General features: G+C 73.7%; 13 protein-coding genes. 6 read left to right on the top strand and 7 right to left on the bottom strand.

Going from position 1 to position 15,363, the window contains the following annotated elements; genetic code table 11:
* Positions 1 to 114: 114 nt before the first annotated feature.
* Positions 115 to 1,644, bottom strand: coding sequence for an ABC transporter substrate-binding protein (locus ACIRG6_RS37665; RefSeq protein ID WP_364683833.1), 1,530 nt, complete (start codon positions 1,642 to 1,644; stop codon positions 115 to 117).
* Between the two features lie 195 nt (positions 1,645 to 1,839).
* Between ACIRG6_RS37665 and ACIRG6_RS37660 the strand changes: the two genes are divergently transcribed.
* Positions 1,840 to 2,499 carry a TetR/AcrR family transcriptional regulator gene (locus ACIRG6_RS37660; protein WP_364683835.1) on the top strand — a complete coding sequence of 220 codons (660 nt, stop codon included), beginning with the start codon at positions 1,840 to 1,842 and terminating at the stop codon, positions 2,497 to 2,499.
* Here the strand turns inward: ACIRG6_RS37660 and ACIRG6_RS37655 are convergent.
* On the bottom strand, positions 2,489 to 3,418 hold the full coding sequence (locus tag ACIRG6_RS37655; RefSeq protein ID WP_365022399.1) for an SGNH/GDSL hydrolase family protein: 930 nt from the start codon (positions 3,416 to 3,418) through the stop codon (positions 2,489 to 2,491). The genes ACIRG6_RS37660 and ACIRG6_RS37655 overlap by 11 nt on opposite strands.
* A 232-nt stretch (positions 3,419 to 3,650) precedes the next feature.
* Here ACIRG6_RS37655 and ACIRG6_RS37650 point away from each other — a divergent pair, with 232 nt between their 5' ends.
* Both ACIRG6_RS37650 and ACIRG6_RS37645 read left to right on the top strand, forming a co-directional pair.
* Positions 3,651 to 6,002, top strand: coding sequence for a glycoside hydrolase family 3 C-terminal domain-containing protein (locus ACIRG6_RS37650; RefSeq protein ID WP_365022401.1), 2,352 nt, complete (start codon positions 3,651 to 3,653; stop codon positions 6,000 to 6,002).
* Positions 5,999 to 6,409: a serine hydrolase gene (locus ACIRG6_RS37645; protein WP_403326606.1), complete on the top strand. Its 411-nt coding sequence runs from the start codon at positions 5,999 to 6,001 to the stop codon at positions 6,407 to 6,409. Before ACIRG6_RS37650 ends, ACIRG6_RS37645 begins: the two co-directional genes overlap by 4 nt.
* A gap of 92 nt (positions 6,410 to 6,501) precedes the next feature.
* Here ACIRG6_RS37645 and ACIRG6_RS37640 read toward each other — a convergent pair whose 3' ends face one another.
* Both ACIRG6_RS37640 and ACIRG6_RS37635 read right to left on the bottom strand, forming a co-directional pair.
* The gene (locus tag ACIRG6_RS37640) at positions 6,502 to 7,080 is read right to left on the bottom strand and encodes a TetR/AcrR family transcriptional regulator (protein WP_225631322.1); all 579 of its coding nucleotides are present in this window, start codon (positions 7,078 to 7,080) and stop codon (positions 6,502 to 6,504) included.
* A gap of 10 nt (positions 7,081 to 7,090) precedes the next feature.
* Positions 7,091 to 8,359: a glycoside hydrolase family 1 protein gene (locus ACIRG6_RS37635; protein WP_364683843.1), complete on the bottom strand. Its 1,269-nt coding sequence runs from the start codon at positions 8,357 to 8,359 to the stop codon at positions 7,091 to 7,093.
* A gap of 267 nt (positions 8,360 to 8,626) precedes the next feature.
* Here ACIRG6_RS37635 and ACIRG6_RS37630 point away from each other — a divergent pair, with 267 nt between their 5' ends.
* Both ACIRG6_RS37630 and ACIRG6_RS37625 read left to right on the top strand, forming a co-directional pair.
* A complete protein-coding gene (locus ACIRG6_RS37630) occupies positions 8,627 to 10,228 on the top strand; it encodes a family 20 glycosylhydrolase (RefSeq protein WP_403326602.1) in 1,602 nt (533 codons plus the stop codon).
* 48 nt (positions 10,229 to 10,276) lie between these two features.
* A complete protein-coding gene (locus tag ACIRG6_RS37625; RefSeq protein WP_364683847.1) occupies positions 10,277 to 11,176 on the top strand; it encodes a bifunctional helix-turn-helix transcriptional regulator/GNAT family N-acetyltransferase in 900 nt (299 codons plus the stop codon).
* Here the strand turns inward: ACIRG6_RS37625 and ACIRG6_RS37620 are convergent.
* Positions 11,115 to 12,113: a helix-turn-helix domain-containing protein gene (locus tag ACIRG6_RS37620; protein WP_403326598.1), complete on the bottom strand. Its 999-nt coding sequence runs from the start codon at positions 12,111 to 12,113 to the stop codon at positions 11,115 to 11,117. The two genes, ACIRG6_RS37625 and ACIRG6_RS37620, sit on opposite strands and share 62 nt — an antisense overlap.
* 436 nt (positions 12,114 to 12,549) lie before the next feature.
* Here ACIRG6_RS37620 and ACIRG6_RS37615 point away from each other — a divergent pair, with 436 nt between their 5' ends.
* Entirely contained in the window at positions 12,550 to 13,842 is a 1,293-nt protein-coding gene (locus ACIRG6_RS37615) for an MFS transporter (RefSeq protein WP_403326617.1), read from the top strand.
* Positions 13,843 to 13,879: 37 nt separating this feature from the next.
* Here ACIRG6_RS37615 and ACIRG6_RS37610 read toward each other — a convergent pair whose 3' ends face one another.
* Both ACIRG6_RS37610 and ACIRG6_RS37605 read right to left on the bottom strand, forming a co-directional pair.
* A complete protein-coding gene (locus ACIRG6_RS37610; protein WP_403326596.1) occupies positions 13,880 to 14,647 on the bottom strand; it encodes a class I SAM-dependent methyltransferase in 768 nt (255 codons plus the stop codon).
* A gap of 62 nt (positions 14,648 to 14,709) precedes the next feature.
* Complete coding sequence (locus ACIRG6_RS37605; protein ID WP_403326615.1) at positions 14,710 to 15,189, bottom strand: PfkB family carbohydrate kinase; 480 nt, start codon at positions 15,187 to 15,189, stop codon at positions 14,710 to 14,712.
* Between the last annotated feature and the right edge of the window lie 174 nt (positions 15,190 to 15,363).

Raw genomic sequence — 15,363 nt, 5'->3', positions numbered from 1 at the left:
CGGGGCGCCCCGGGGGGGGGGGGGGCGCGCCGGGGGGGGGGGGGGGTGCGGGGGGGGGGGGGGGGGGGGGGGGGGGGGCCCCCCCCCCCCCCCCCCCCCCCCGCCACTCCCGGGTCACTTGGCGGGGGAGTAGTTGTAGATCGACGGGGCGGCCATGCCGGACTGCGGGCGGATGGTCACCGATCCGTCCGAGACGTGCAGGTAGCTCATCCGGTAGAAGGGCACGAACCATGCCTCCTTCACCAGGTGCTCGCCCAGCTCCCGCACCGCCGCTCCGGCCTGTCCGGCCGTTCCGGACCGGATCCGCGGCAGCAGCTCCCGCACGGTGGCGTCGGTGGTGCCGAACATGTTGAAGGCGCCCGGGTTGACCAGTTCGTCGACCACGACCCAGTCCGACGAGGACTGGCCCATGTTCATCACCATCCCGGAGTACGCGCGGTCGGTGAACACCTTCTGCACGGCCGAGGCACCGTCGAGGTCGTCCCAGACCAGCTTCACCCCGATGGCCTCGAAGTCGCCGGCCAACGAGGCCGCGAGCGCGTCGTTGACGATGGCGGCGATACGGGGGAGCTCGAGCGTGAACCCGTCGGCGTAGCCGGCCGCCCGCAGCAACTCCTTGGCCTTCGCCGGGTCGTGGGCGTAGTAGGTGTCCAGCCGTTCGTCGTACCCGTGCGTGTCGGGGCCGAAGACCTGGGAGGTGACCTCGCCGCGGTTCTGGCGGATGGCCTCGAGCATCGTCTTCCGGTCGATGGCGAGGTTGAGTGCCTGGCGGACGCGGGGGTCCTTCAGTGCCGGGGTCAGCTTCCCGTCCCGGTCGAAGAGCAGCAGCCCCTGGAAGTCGAACTCCTGCTTCGTCGTCTTCATGCGGGGATCGGACTCGATGCTGATCTGCTGATCGGCGCTCTGCAGGAGAGCGGCGTTCACCTGACCGGTCTTCAGACCGTTGACGATGGCCGTCTCGTTGTCGAAGAAGCTCATCGTCAGCGTCTCGTAGGGGAGGCGATCGCCCCAGTAGTCGGGGTTGCGCCGGTAGACCCACTTGGTGCCGACCGTCGTCTTCGCCTTGTCGAGGCGGTAGGGGCCGGTGCCGTCGGGAGTCGTCTTGAGAGCGTCACCCTTGGCGAAGGCGGCCGGATTGGCCATCAGGCCGGCCGCGTCGCTCAGGTAGAAGATCATCGCGGGGTTGGGCTGCTTCAGCTTCAGCGTCGCGTGCGAGGCGTCCGCGACCTCGACCGACTCCAGGTCCTTCAGCCACTTGGCGTCGGCGCCGCCGCCCTTGGCGAAGCGTTCCATGTTCGCCTTCACCGCCGTCGCGTCGAAGGGGGTGCCGTCCGCGAACTTCACGTCCTTGCGCAGGGTGAGGGCGAGCTCGGTGCGATCGGCGTTGTACTGCCACGCGGTGGCCAGCATGGGGCGGAACTCGCCGTCGGGCGCACGTTTGACGAGGGTGTCGTACGTGGCCTGGAAGAACGGCAGGGCACTGCCGACCGCCTGCGCGGGGTCGAGGCTCTGCGGAAACGTCATGGTCGCGATGTTCAGTGCCGACGAGCCGGTGGCGGCGGTGCCGGAGTCGGTGCATCCCGCGAGGGCGAGCGATGCCGCAACGCACGCGGCCACGGCCCCGGTTCGGGTGGTTCTGGTCATGAGGATCACTCCGTGTGGAGAGCCGGGGGTGGGTCGTCCCGGACGAGATGGGCGGTGAGCTTAACCGCGGAACTAACCACTCGGTAGGTTTTTCTCGCGGTGAGGTCGGCCGGCTGATAATTTCCGGGGGTCCTCGCGGGGCCGTGACGGTGCCGCCCCGCGATCCACCGGTGACGACGGCAGGAGACCGCCGCAGTGAGCGCACGACCCGAGGACGCCCCGCGTCGCCTCTCCAAGGGCGAGCGGACGCGGGCCCGCATCCTGGACTCCGCGACCGAGCTGTTCTCCCGCGCCGGCTTCAACGCCGTGTCGCTGCGGGACATCGCCGCGCACGCGGGGCTGACGCACGCCGGTGTGCTGCACCACTTCGCCGGCAAGGAGGCCCTGCTGACCGCGGTGCTGGGCCACCGGGACCGGACGGACGCCCAGTCGGTGTTCCCCGGCATCACGCATCCGGGTGCGCCGGAGCCGGTACCGGCCGAGCGGCTGCGGATGCTGCTCGGGCTGGTCGCCCGCAACAGCGCGACCCCGGGCCTGGTCGCGCTCTACACCAAGCTGTCGGCCGAGGCCACCGACCCGGGGCACCCCGCCCACCGCTACTTCAAGGAGCGCTACCGCATCCTGCGGGAGGAGCTGACCGTGCTCGTCGAGGCGCTGCGGGCGGCGGCCGACCCGCCGCCCGCAGTGGATCCCGCGGTCGTCGCACGGCAGTTGCTGGCGCTGATGGACGGGCTCCAGACGCAGTGGCTGCTGGAGCCGGAAGCCGTGGCGATGGAGGACCTGGTGCGGGACTACCTGGTCCGGCTGGGTCTCGATCCGGACGCCGGTGTGCGGGGGCCGGGCGTCAGCGGGTGAGTGCGGCGAGCACCGCATCGGCCGTACTCCGGTGCCCGGCGGCGTTGGGGTGGAACCCGGCCGCCGCGGCGGTGTCCTCGGGCTCGATCCAGCGCACGCCCGCCGGCCGGCACACGTCGTGCCCGACGGAGGGACCGTAGGCGTCGACGTAGGAGGCGCCGTCCAGGACGGCTTGGCGTGCGAGTGCGGTGTTGAGCTGCTTCGCCTTGTCCCGGAGCCAGGGGAAGTCGCCCTCGGCGAGCGCGACGGTCTCCCGGCAGGCCGTGCCGTCGTCGGGGAAGATCGCCGGATACCCGACCACCAGCACCCGGGCGTGCGGGGAGCGGGCGTGGATCTCGTCGAGGACGGCCTCGACGCGCGGTGCCGTGGCCTCGATGCGGGAACCGATCTCGTCGGTGCCGAACAGCGTGTAACTCCCCTTGCACGGCGCCCCGTGCGGGGCGAGGTACCCCAGGAGCACGCAGCGCGTGATGACGCCGGTCAGGTCGAGGTCGTTGCCGCCGATGCCCATCGTCACCAGGGTGGTGTCGGGGCGCAGGGCGTCGAGCTGCGGCGGCACCGTGTCCTGAGGTGCCGTCATGTGACGGGTCTCGGCGCCCGCACAGGTCACGTCGGTGAACGTGGCGGCGCCCAGCGCCTGGGCCACCAGAGTGGGGTAGTCGGCCGAGGAGCGCCCGCAGACCGGGTCGGTCTGTTCGGGGATGCCGAGTCCGGAGCTGAAGGAGTCGCCGAGCGCGACGTAGTGCACCTCCGCGGCGCTCCGCCCGGCCGCGGGCGCCGGCGCCGGGGCCGCGGAGGCGGCCGTGGTGGCGCCGATCAGGGCGGCGACGGCCGCGACGACGGCGGCGGCGCGCCGTGCCGTGCGCCGTGTCGCGCGTCGTGTGGGTGGCGCACCGGCCGGCTGGCTGGACCGAGACATGGCGGTTCCTCGATTCGTCGGTGGGGAGATGCGAAAACCGTACGGTGAACGGTTTCTGGTCGTCAATAGGGCGTACGAACAAGGCCGGACGCCGTTTGCCGCCCCGGCTACCGGCGGGTAGAGAACCCTTGACAGTAAAAACCGATCACTTTACGGTTTTTGCACTCTCACCCGCCCGTACTCCCCTCCACCCCGTACTCACCTTCCTCACCGGAACCGAAGAGGTGCGCGTATGACCCAGCAGCCCCCGGCAGGTGCGCCGACGACCCGGCCGAACCCGTCGACGCCGTCCCTCACGCTCGCCGACAAGGCCTCGCTGACCAGCGGCGCGGGCGACTTCGTCACGACGGACCTCTCCGCGGCCGGCCTTCCCGCCGTCACCCTGTCCGACGGCCCGCACGGTCTGCGGCTGCCGAAGGAGAGCGGTGACGGCGGCCAGCTCGACCTGCACAGCGCCGCACCGGCCACCTGCTTCCCGCCCGCCGTGGCCCTCGGCAGCTGCTGGGACCCGGACATCACCCGCCGCGTCGCCGGCGCGATCGCCGCGGAGGCGTCGGCCCACGGCGTGCACGTGGTGCTCGGACCCGGCATCAACATCAAGCGGTCGCCCCTGTGCGGGCGCAACTTCGAGTACTTCTCGGAGGACCCCCTGCTCACGGCGGAGCTGGGCGGCGCCATGGTCCGCGGACTGCAGGAGGCGGGCGTCGGCGCGGCACTCAAGCACTACGCCGCCAACAACCAGGAGACCGACCGCATGCGCGTCAGCGCCGACGTCGACGAGCGCCCGCTGCGCGAGATCTACCTGCGCGCCTTCGAACGCATCGTCCGCCGCGACCGCCCCTGGTCCGTCATGGCCTCCTACAACGCGCTCAACGGCGTCCCGCTGTCGCAGAACACGCGGCTGCTCACCGACGTCCTGCGCACCGAATGGGGCTTCGACGGCATCGTCATGTCCGACTGGGGCGCGGTCCGCGACCGGGTCGCCGCGCTGCGTGCCGGTCTCGACCTCCAGATGCCCGGCACGGGCGGGCGTACCGACCGCGAGGTCGTCTCCGCCGTGAACCGCGGCGACCTCGACGAGTCGGTGCTCGACACCGCGGTCGAACGCCTCGCCCGTTTCGCCCGGCGCGCGACGCGAGGTGCCCGGACCGGCGCCGGGTTCTCCGCCGAGGAGCACCACCGCCTGGCCGGCGAGGCAGCCGACCGGTGTGTCGTGCTCCTGAAGAACGACGCCGGAATCCTGCCCCTCGACCCGGCCTCCGGCACCGTGGCCGTCATCGGCGAGCTGGCCCGCACCCCCCGCTACCAGGGCGCGGGCAGCTCCCAGGTGACACCCACCCGCCTCGACACACCGCTGGAGTGCCTGCGGCGCCTCGCCGACGGCGCCCGCGTGGATTTCGCCCCGGGCTACGCCCTCGCCGGAGCCGAGGGCACCGGTCCGGGGGCGGACGAGGACGAAGCGGTGCGGCTCGCCGCCGGAAGCGACACCGTCGTCCTCTTCCTCGGCCTCGCCGCGCAGGACGAGTCGGAGGGCTTCGATCGCACCCACATCGAGCTGCCCGCCGACCAGGTGCGCCTGCTGGAGCGCGTCCGCGCCGTCAACGACCGGGTGTGCGTGGTGCTGTCCAACGGCGGTGCCGTGCGCACCTCGCCCTGGCACGAGACGGTCCCCGCCGTGGTGGAGGGCTGGCTGCTCGGCCAGGCGGGCGGCGGCGCCCTGGCCCGGGTGCTGTTCGGCGCGGTCAACCCCTCGGGCAAGCTGGCCGAGACGATCCCCCTGCGCCTGGAGGACAGCCCCAGCCACCTGTCGTTCCCCGGCGAGGAGGGCCGAGTCCGCTACGGCGAGGGTGTGTTCGTCGGATACCGGGGCTACGACGCGGCTCGCCGCGAGGTCGCCTTCCCCTTCGGCCACGGGCTGTCCTACACCACGTTCGCCTACTCCGGCCTGCGCGTGGACCGGAGCGAGGACGGCACGGCCTTCACCGTCGCGGTGACCGTCACCAACACCGGTGACCGTGCGGGCCGCGAAGTCGTCCAGTTCTACAGCGCCGGACCGGCCGGCTCCGAGGTCGCCCGCCCGCCGAGGGAACTGCGTGCCTTCGCCTCGGTGTTCCTGGGCCCCGGAGAGAGCCGTGAGGCGGTGGTGGAGCTGACACGCGCCGACCTGGCCCACTACAGCGAACGCGAGGGCGGCTGGCGGGTCGAGGGCGGTGTCCACCGCATCGAGGCGGGTGCCTCGTCGCGGGACATCCGGTTGTCGGCCGACCTCGCCCTCGACGGCGATCCCTCGCGGCTGCGCCTGACCGGGCGCAACACGCTCGCGGAGTGGCTGGGGCATCCCGTGGGCGGACCGCTGCTGGCCGAGCGGTTCGCACGCGCCCGCGCGCGAGCGGAGGCGACCGGGCCGAGCGCCATGGACGACCCGGTGATGCGGCGGTTCCTCGCCGGGATGCCGCTCGACGTGATCTCCGAGTTCCCGCAGAGCCCGGTGTCGCCCGAGGCCGTGCGGGAACTGGCCGCCGCCGTCGCCACGACCGGCGGTGCGACCCCGGGCGACGACACTCCGCACGACGCGTCGCGGTGACCGCGGGCGGCATCGGCAACGCCCGGTCGCTGTCCCGGCTGTACGCCGCGCTCGTCGGCGAGGCCGACGGCGTACGGCTGCTGTCCGCGCCCGCCGTCGACCGGGCCCGTGCTCCCCAGACCGACCACCTGCCGCCGCCCGGGCCCCTGCGCCTCGTCGACGGGCCCGGCCGGTCCCGCTTCGGCCTCGGCTTCGAACTGCCCCGACCCGGCGAACCCCTGCTCGGCGAGGGCTCCTTCGGCCACGCCGGTGCGGGCGGCCGCCTCGGCATGGCGCATCCGGAGAGCGGCCTGGCCGTCGGCTATGTCTGCACGGCCATGTCCTGGGAGCCGTCGGCGGGACCCGACCCGCGGTGGACGCCGTGGACGGCGGCGGTCCGGGAGGCGGCCGGCGCCTGCCGGGGCTGACCCCACTCGCGTCGGCCGGACGGACCGGGGAGCAGGAGAGGGGCGGGACCCGCACGGGCCCCGCCCCCCGGCGGTCCACCGACCGTCCCCGGTCAGTCCTCCCGCTGCGGAGCGAGCAGCCGCATGACGTCGTCGATGGGCTGCTCCATGTCGGTCGACCGGTCGATGAGCCACTGCAACTGGATGCCGTCGGCCACCGCCAGCAGGAGCACCGCCAGCCGCTCGGGCGGGACGACCGTGGTCATGCGGCCCTCGTCCATCGCCTTGCGCACGTACGCGGCCACCCGTTCGCGCAGCACCGGGTAGCGCTCGGCGAAGTGCGCGTGCGCGGGGTGCGCGGTGTCACTGGCCGCCGCCGCCATGGACACGAACAGCTCCACCAGACCCGGAGTCCTGGCGCCCTCCCGGATGATCTCCCGGTAGCTCTCGGGACTGGTGCGCTCGTCCTGCCGCATCCGGGCGGTCTCGTCGCGCATGCGCAGCACCTGGGTGAGCAGGTCTTCCTTGGAGTCGAAGTAGTGCATCAGCCCGGGGAGGCTGAGATTGCACCGGGCGGCGACCTTGCGCAGCGAGGTCCCCCGGTATCCCTCGGCCGCGAAGATCTCCAGAGCCGCGTGCAGGATCTCGCTGCGCTTCGCCTCGCCCTTCTCGTACGGGCCCCGTTTCGCCATGCCGGCCAGCCTAACCCGCGCCGACGACGCCGGCCGCCGTGGCGGCGGGGGTGCCCGGCAGGCGCCCGGAACGGGCCACCGAGCCCAGCCAGCGGGCCGACTCCTTGGGCCGCCGGGCGAAGGAGTGCGGATCGACCGCGATGAGGCCGAACGTCGGCCGGTAGGAACCCCACTCGTAGTTGTCCAGCGCGCTCCAGTGCAGGTAGCCGCGCACGTCTACGCCGTCGCGCATGGCGGCGGCCAGGCTCGCCAGCGCCCCGGTGGTGTAGGAGACACGGAGCGCGTCGTCGTCGGTGGCGATGCCGTTCTCGGTGACCATGAGGGGCACGTCCGGGCCGACCACGGCGGCGGTGTGCCGGACCGCCTCGCCCAACGCCTCGGGGTACACCTCCCAGCCGGTCAGCGTGGTCGCGGCGCCCTGCGGCACGGGCAGGGGGCCGTCGGGGCCGATCCGGTGCCGTGTGTAGGCCTGTACGCCGATCCAGTCGTCCTCGCGGGCGGCCTCCAGGAAGACGTTCTCGCGCGGACCGGCGTACGCCGCGGCGACCTCTTCGGCACCCGGCTCGGCCTGGTAGACCTGGTTGGCGACGGTCCAGCCCACCCGCAGTTCCGGATCGGCGGCCTTCAGCACACCGAAGGCCGCCCGGTGCGCCCGGATCAGTGCCCTCGTCACGTCGGCGTCCGGTTCCAGGGAGCCGGGGTCGAAGGCCGCCGCGCCCGAGCGGCCCCGGTCCGGCGTGCGGGCGGCCTCGCGCTTCAGGGCGTGCATCAGCGCGACCATGTTGGGTTCGTTGATCGTGGCCACATGGCGGGCGCCGGCCGCGAGCACCTCGGCGGCCACGGCCGCGTAGGCCGCGAACAGGTCGGCCGACTCGGGCGACGACCATCCGCCGAGTTCGCTGAACCAGCGCGGTGAGGTGAAGTGATGCAGCGTCACCACCGGCGTGAGCCCGCGTTCCAGGGCTCCGCGCACCATGGCCCGGTAGTGCGCGACGGCGGCCCGCGAGATCCGCCCCCGCTCGGGCTCCACACGGGCCCATTCGATCCCGAACCGGTAGGCGTTGAAGCCGAGTTCGCTCAGCAGGTCCATGTCCTGCGGCCAGCGGTGGAAGCTGTCGGCGGCGTCCCCGCTGGGCTCGGCGACGAAGCTGCCCGGCCGGTTCTCGATGGCCCACCAGTCGCTGGAGACGTTGTTCCCCTCGACCTGGTGGGCGGAGGTGGAGGCTCCCATGAGGAAGCCGCGCGGCAGCACGAGACCGGGCCCGGTCGGGGGTGTCATACGGGGGCTCCTTCCGCCTCGGACCCGGCCGGCATGGGGCCGGACCGGACTCCGTGAAAAGCGTTCATTGATCGGTTTTCGTGTTAGCGTACAGGCCGAGCCGCTCCGGCAGGAAGGCGCGCCGGCCCACACTCCTCCGGAAACGGCCCGCCGCCCCGGGGCCCGCGCCCACCTGACGGGGCGCGGGCCCCCGGAGCCGGCGGCACAGCGCCGTACCCGGGTCCGCGGGCGGCACCGACAACGGCACCAGGCGCCTGGAGGAGAACCATGGACGTCGTCATTCCGGGGCTCGCGGGGGCAGCGGCAGCCACCACCGGCGGGGTACTGAGCCTCGCCGGACCCTGGCGTGTCGCCGCCACGGACCCTCGGCTCACCGCGGTCGCCCGGACGGTTCGCGCGCTGCTCGCCCCGCACCTGGGCGACCGCCTGCTGTCCCCCGAGGCGGCGCCCGGTACCGCCGCACGCACGCTCGAACTCGCCCTCGACACCGCCCCGTCGGCCCCGCCCCGGCCGCCCGTCGGGGTGTCGCCGCGCGGGGCCGCGGAACCGGGCGACGAGTCGTACCGCCTCACGGTCACCGAACGCGGCATCAGCTGCGGGGCAGCCACGCCGGAGGGCGTGTTCCGCGCCGCCACCACGGCACTCCAGACGATCGCCACGGCCACGGACCACATCCGCTGCGGGGAGGTGACGGACGCACCGCACTACGCATGGCGCGGGCTGACGGTCGACCCGGCACGCGCCTACCTCACACCCGCCGAACTGCGCCGCGTCGTCGACCTGGCGGCCCTGTACAAGCTGAACGTCCTGCACCTGCACCTCACCGACAACGAGGGCTGGCGCCTGCCGCTGCCCGCCGCGGCCGCCGACCGTACGGACGGCGCCCCCCGGCAGCACTACACGACCGAGGACTACCGCGACCTCCAGGACTACGCGGCCGAACGCTTCGTCACGGTCGTCCCCGAGATCGACCTTCCGGGCCACTGCGCCGCCCTGCGCGAGGCCGTACCGGGGCTGCCCGCCGCGCCCGCGCCGGAGGGCCTGGTCGGCCGATTCCCGTACGTCCCGCCGCTCGACCTCGCCGACCCTGCCACCCGGTCCCTGGTGGCCTCCGTCCTCACCGAGGTGTGCCACGCGACGGACGGCCCCTACGTGCACATCGGCGGCGACGAGGCGCTCGGCATGACCGCGGACAGCTTCGCCCTCGCCGTAAGCGAACTGCGCGCCCTGGTGCGGGCCGCCGGCAAACGCCCCCTGGCCTGGCAGGAGGCGTCACGTGCCGGGACGACCCCGGACGACATCGCCCAGTTCTGGGTGGACGTGCCGATGATGGACCTGCCCGACACCGAGGAGGAACTCGCCCGCCGCCCGGAACTGCTCGCGGCCGGCTACACCGTCGACCTCGTCAAGGCCCTCAAGAGGTTCTTCGCACCCACCGACCACGACCTCGCCCGCGTCCTGGACGCCGGTGGACGCGTGCTGCTCTCCCCGCAGTCCCACCTCTACCTCGACCGTCCCTACGCGCTCGACGTCGCTCCGCCCGACCAGGCCGAGACCGCCGCCCGCCTCGGATTCACCGCCTACCGGCCACGCGGCGTGCGGCACACCGCCGACTGGGACCCGGCCGCCCACGGGATCCCCGAGGAGGCGATCGCCGGGATCGCGGCGACCGTGTTCGGGGAGTCGATCGACGAATTCGACGACCTGACCACCCTGCTGCTGCCCCGCCTGCCCTCCGTCGCGCACACCGCGTGGACCGGCCGGGCACCGGACTGGGACACCCACCGCGACCGTCTCGCCCGCCACGGCCGGCTCTGGCGCGATCGCGGCCTTCGGTACCTGGCCTCCACCGAGATCCCGTGGAGCTGACAGCGTCACCGGTTGCCCCCGGCTCTTTTCTCTGACTAAGGTCAGAGAATGGAAAGGGAGCAGGTGCGGCAGGTCCGGCGCTTCAACCGGACGGTCGCCGAACGCGTGGGAGTGCTGCACGACCACTACCTGGGCGGTGCACGCCCCTACGGCCAGGCACGGCTGCTCTGGGAGGTCGGCGACGGGGACACACGCGACGTCCGCCGCGTACGGGACCGGCTCGACCTCGACTCCGGCTACCTGAGCCGACTGCTGCGGGCGCTGGAGCGCGACGGCCTCGTCGTGGTCGAGCCCCACCCCCGCGACCGGCGAGTGCGCACCGTACGGCTGACCGAGGCGGGCCGGCAGGAGCGCGCCCTCCTCGACGACCGCAGCGACGCGCTCGCCACCTCGCTCCTCGCCCCGCTCGACGCCCGGCAGCGCGACCGGCTGACCTCGGCCATGGCTGAGGTCGAGCGACTGCTGACCGCCTCGGTGGTCTCCCTGGCAGTGCTCGACCCCGACCACCCCGACGCCGCGCACTGCCTGCGGTCCTACGCCGCCGAACTGCAGGAACTCTTCGAGACCGGCTTCGATCCCGCGAACAGCCTCCTGCCCGACCCGGGCCAACTGCGCCCGCCGCGCGGCCTGTTCCTCGTCGCCCGGCTGCACGGCGAGCCGGTGGGCTGCGGCGGGGTCAAGCTGCCGGCCGGAGCCCCCGCGGAGATCAAACGGCTCTGGGTCTCCCCCCGCGTCCGAGGACTCGGCCTGGCCCGGCGCCTCCTGGCCGAGCTCGAGGAACGCGCCGCCCGGCACGGCAGCGATCTGGTCCGGCTCGACACCAACAAGGCCCTGGAAGCAGCCACCCGCCTCTACCGCAACAGCGGGTACAGCGAAGTACCCGCCTTCAACGACGAGCCGTACGCCCACCACTGGTTCGAGAAGCGTCTGACCCCGAAAGGCCGGTAGAGACCGCGCCGGTGAGGACGGGAGCGGCGGGGGAGCCGGGCCCGCCGGCCGGACCGGGGCGTTCCGCGGGCACCGGCTCGTCCCCGTGCCGCGCCGGATCCAGACGGACCATGTTCGTCTCGTCCGCAGTGCCGGGGACCGCCTGATAGACCACCATCCGCTGGCCGCCCGTCCGGGCCAGCTGCATGACCTCGTAGGTCAGGGTCATCTCCCCTGCCTTGGGGTGCCGGAAGGACTTCTGCCCGCCACCTCGTTCGCAGACGTCGTACCGTTCCCAGAGCCTCGCGAACTCGGGTGACTTCAGCACCAGTTCACCGACCAGCGTGGTGAGTTCGAGGTCGTCCGGGGCGGCTCCCGCCACCGCCCGCAGATGGGCGACCGAGCGGGCGACGGTGTCCTCCCAGGGCTCGTACAGGGTCCGGCCGACCGGGTGGAGGAAGAGATAGCGCGTCAGATTGCGCTGGTCCTCCGGCCACTCCCACAGCCCGGGCAACAGCCGCCGCCCGGGCGGATTCGCCGCGAGCACCCGGTTGAAGCGGCTCACCACGTAGGCGGGCAGCGGACGAACCGATTCCAGCATGCGCAGAACCGAGTCACGCACCCCGTGGTCGGAGGACGCGGGCAGCTCGGAGGGCCGGCCGGAGGCCAGCTCCGCCAGTTCGTGCAGACGCTCGTAGCCGTCACCGCGCAGCCGCAGCGCGCGGCCGAGGGCGTCCACCACCGCGGGGGAGGGGTTGGTCTCCCGGCCACGCTCCAGGCGGATGTAGTAGTCGACGCTCACCCCCGCCAGCGCGGCGAGCTCCTCGCGACGCAGCCCCGGAGTACGGCGAAGTCCCGCACCGGCAGGCAGCCCGACGTCCTCCGGACGTACCTGCGCCCTGCGCGCCTTCAGGTACCGGCCGAGTTCGGTGCCGCGCGCGTCCCCTGTTGCAGCCATCCGGCCATTGTGGCAGGTGGGTGACGGGCGTGAGGGGCCGTGTCAGGACCTGGAACGCGGCACCCCGGGTACGACGCGGTCTGCCGGACCTGGCCGTACCCGGGCAGAGTCGGTACCGGAGCGGGCGGCCCGGCCGCCGGGGCCCAGGGGGTGCACGACACCGGACCGCGGCCCGGCGCACCGGACCGCCCGCCCACCCGCCCGCCCCGTCAGGGACCGGGTCCGTCGCCTGCCTCAGGAGTTCGCCGTGCCTCTCACCTCGTCGCCGTCCGCCTCGTCCGAGAACACCGCACCCGCGGGTGCCGGCGAGCCCGCGCGTCGCGTACTCCGGCGACGGCAACCGGCCCGGAGCCGACCGGCCGGCACACCCGCGGACGACGCCGCCGCGCCGAGGCGGAACACGACGGCGCTCATCGCGGCGCTGCTCGGCTTCACGGTGATCACCGTCGACGTCTCCGCCGTCAACATCGCGCTGCCCGCGATCCAGCACTCCCTCAGCGGGGGGATGGCCGGACTGCAGTGGGTGGTCGACGCGTACACCCTGATGTTCGCGGCCCTGATGCTCTCCGCCGGTGCCTTCGCCGACCGGGTCGGTGCCCGCCGCGCCTACGCCTGGGGCGTCGCCCTCTTCACCCTCGCCTCCCTCGGCTGCGCCCTCGCGCCCGGCATCGGCGTGCTGATCGGTGCGCGCGTGATCCAGGGCGTCGCCGCCGCGGTGGTGATGCCGGCCTCGCTGGCGCTGATCCGCCACGCCTACGAGGACGCCCGGGCGCGGGCCCGCGCCATCGCACTGTGGACGGTCGGCGGGTCGGTGGCGATGGCCGCGGGCCCGGTGCTGGGCGGGCTGCTCACCGACGCCGCGGGCTGGCGGTCGGTGTTCCTGCTCAACCTGCCGGTGGGCGCGGTGATCCTCGGTCTGCTGGTGCGCGTGGAGCGCTCCCCGCGGCGGCCCACCGCGCTGGACGGCGCCGGCCAGCTCACCGCCGTACTGGCCCTGGCCGCCCTGGTCTTCGCCGCGATCGAGGGCGGCCACCTGGGCTGGACCAGCGGGCCGGTGCTGGCCGCCGCCGGGCTCGCCGTCGTCTCCGCGTACGCCTTCTACCGGGTGGAGGCCCGGCACGAGCGCCCGATGGTCCCGCTGAGCATGCTGAGCGATCGCCGGGTGGCGCCCGCTCTGGCGGTCGGCTTCGCCCTCAACGCCGCCTTCTACGGCGGGATCTTCGTCCTGGGGCTGTACTACCAGCAACTGCGCGGCATGTCGGGGGTCGCGGCCGGACTGATGTTCGTCCCGATGTCGGCGCTGGTGACGGCGACCAACCTGGTGTCACCGCGGCTGGCGGAGCGGATCGGCCGGCGGGCGGTGATCGTCACCGGGCAGGTGCTGTTCAGCGCGGCCATGGTCACCATGCTGCCGCTGGCCGCGCACACCCCGCTGTGGCTGGTGGTGGTCCTGCTGGTGCCGCTGAGCGTGGGCGGGGCACTCGCGGTGCCGGCGCTGACCGCGCTGCTGATGGAGGCCGTGCCGGCCGGGCGCGCGGGGATCGCTTCGGGACTTCTCAACGCGTCCCGCCAGACCGGCGGCGCGCTCGCCGTCGCGCTGTTCGGCACCGTGCTCGCCGATTCCCACGGAGGCTTCTCCCTGCCGGGCATGCGCCTGGGCCTCCTGGCCGTCGCCGCCCTCCTCCTGGCCACCGCCGGTCTCGCCCGCTTCCTGCTCCCGCGCGGCTGAGGTCCTGGGCGCGTCCCGGCCCCCCCGGGGGGCGGGTTCAGTCCGCGACGCGCCGACGCGCGAGGTGGATGGTGAGGTCGGCAGTCATCTCGACCCGGTCCGGCAGGACCCGCATGATCCGGCTGAACGCCTGCTCCCGCTCCGACGCCGGCAGGACGAGGTACGCCGAGACCGTAGAGAGATGGCCGACGTAGTCCGAGGCGCTCATCGTCAAGCGTCTCGCGAGCACCGACTGCCGCACGTCGGTGAACCACTCCGACTGCTGCAGTTCCGTACCCGGCCACTGCATGTCGTGCTCAGCAGGGGTCCCGTCCGGCGACGGGATCTCGTCGCTCACCAGGAACGGGGCTCGCGCCGCGCGAACCGCCTGCTCCACGGCCGGGTCGGCCAGGCGGATCGGCCCGCCGCACGAGGCGAAGACGCCACCCGGCCCCAGCAGCGCGGCCACGCGTGACCACCGGCCCCGCGGGTCGGTCCAGTGCAGCGCCGCTGCCGCGTAGACCAGCCCGTACCGCTCGACCGGCCGCAGCTCCTCGAACGCGGCCTGAACCGTCGTGACGCTCGCCGGCACGTGCGTGCGCAGCTCGGCGAGCATCGACCCGTCCGGCTCGGTCGCGGTGACCTCGACTCCCCGCCGGGCGAACAGGCGGGTCGCCTTGCCGGTCCCGGCACCGATCTCCAGGGCGGTCCGCACCGGACGGCCCGCGTACGCCATCACGGTGTCGAACAGCTCCACGGGGTACCCCGGCCGGAACCGTTCGTACGCTTCCGCCACCATGCCGAAACTCCGGGCGCGACGAGACATGCCGGGCATCGTAACGGCCGTACGGACGAGGGCGGGGCGTACGGCAGGGCCCGGCCGTCACCTCACGTCCCGGCCCGGTAGGCGGGGGTACGGAACTCCGGCTCGTCGGAGAAGTCGAAGCTGATCAGCGGGCCGGCCGCGGCGAGCCCGGGCAGTTCGGCCTCGGTGCGGGAGTGGACGCTGGAGTGCACGAGGGCGAACGACGCCGCGTAGTCCAGCAGACCGGGGTCCAGGACGAGTGGTGCGCGCACCGCCTCGCCGCCCTCGTCGTACCCGAGGAACACCCGGTCGCCGTCGCGCACATGCAGGGTGGAGACCGAGGTCCCGCCCCGGCGCACCGGGCTGTGATCCACGGCGACGCCCTGCGCCGTCACGGCCGTGCGGAGGAAGGTGCCGAGGTCGTCGTCACCGAACACCCCCAGACAGGCGGCGTCCAGGCCGAGCCGGCGGGCGTAGACGGCGACGTTGACGCAGTTGCCGCCGGGGTGGTCGGTGCCGCGGTCCACGAAGCGGTCGACGGTGTTGTCGCCGAAGCCGAGCACGTTTATCAAGGTCTCCCGAGGCGCGGACACGGCGTGCGGGGAACGCGGCGCCCGCCGTGGGGGGGGGGGGGGGGGGGGGGCCCGCCCGGGGGGGGGGGGGGGGGGGGGGGGGGGGGCCGGGGGGCGGGGGGGGGGGGCGGGGGGGGGGGGGGGGGGCGGGGGGCGGGGGGGGGC

It is taken from the genome of Streptomyces flaveolus (genome assembly GCF_044765825.1).
GTDB lineage: Bacteria > Actinomycetota > Actinomycetes > Streptomycetales > Streptomycetaceae > Streptomyces > Streptomyces flaveolus.
Note: the sequence above shows the minus strand (reverse complement) of the source record. Positions and strands in the feature narration are given on the sequence as shown.

What these genes read in the sequence shown, in the direction of transcription:
- ACIRG6_RS37635 (WP_364683843.1), bottom strand. Translation starts at nt 8,359, where the DNA reads ATGACACCCCCGACCGGGCCCGGTCTCGTGCTGCCGCGCGGCTTCCTC.
- ACIRG6_RS37630 (WP_403326602.1), top strand. Translation starts at nt 8,627, where the DNA reads ATGGACGTCGTCATTCCGGGGCTCGCGGGGGCAGCGGCAGCCACCACC.
- ACIRG6_RS37610 (WP_403326596.1), bottom strand. Translation starts at nt 14,647, where the DNA reads ATGTCTCGTCGCGCCCGGAGTTTCGGCATGGTGGCGGAAGCGTACGAA.
- ACIRG6_RS37655 (WP_365022399.1), bottom strand. Translation starts at nt 3,418, where the DNA reads ATGTCTCGGTCCAGCCAGCCGGCCGGTGCGCCACCCACACGACGCGCG.
- ACIRG6_RS37650 (WP_365022401.1), top strand. Translation starts at nt 3,651, where the DNA reads ATGACCCAGCAGCCCCCGGCAGGTGCGCCGACGACCCGGCCGAACCCG.
- ACIRG6_RS37625 (WP_364683847.1), top strand. Translation starts at nt 10,277, where the DNA reads ATGGAAAGGGAGCAGGTGCGGCAGGTCCGGCGCTTCAACCGGACGGTC.
- ACIRG6_RS37620 (WP_403326598.1), bottom strand. Translation starts at nt 12,113, where the DNA reads ATGGCTGCAACAGGGGACGCGCGCGGCACCGAACTCGGCCGGTACCTG.
- ACIRG6_RS37640 (WP_225631322.1), bottom strand. Translation starts at nt 7,080, where the DNA reads ATGGCGAAACGGGGCCCGTACGAGAAGGGCGAGGCGAAGCGCAGCGAG.
- ACIRG6_RS37665 (WP_364683833.1), bottom strand. Translation starts at nt 1,644, where the DNA reads ATGACCAGAACCACCCGAACCGGGGCCGTGGCCGCGTGCGTTGCGGCA.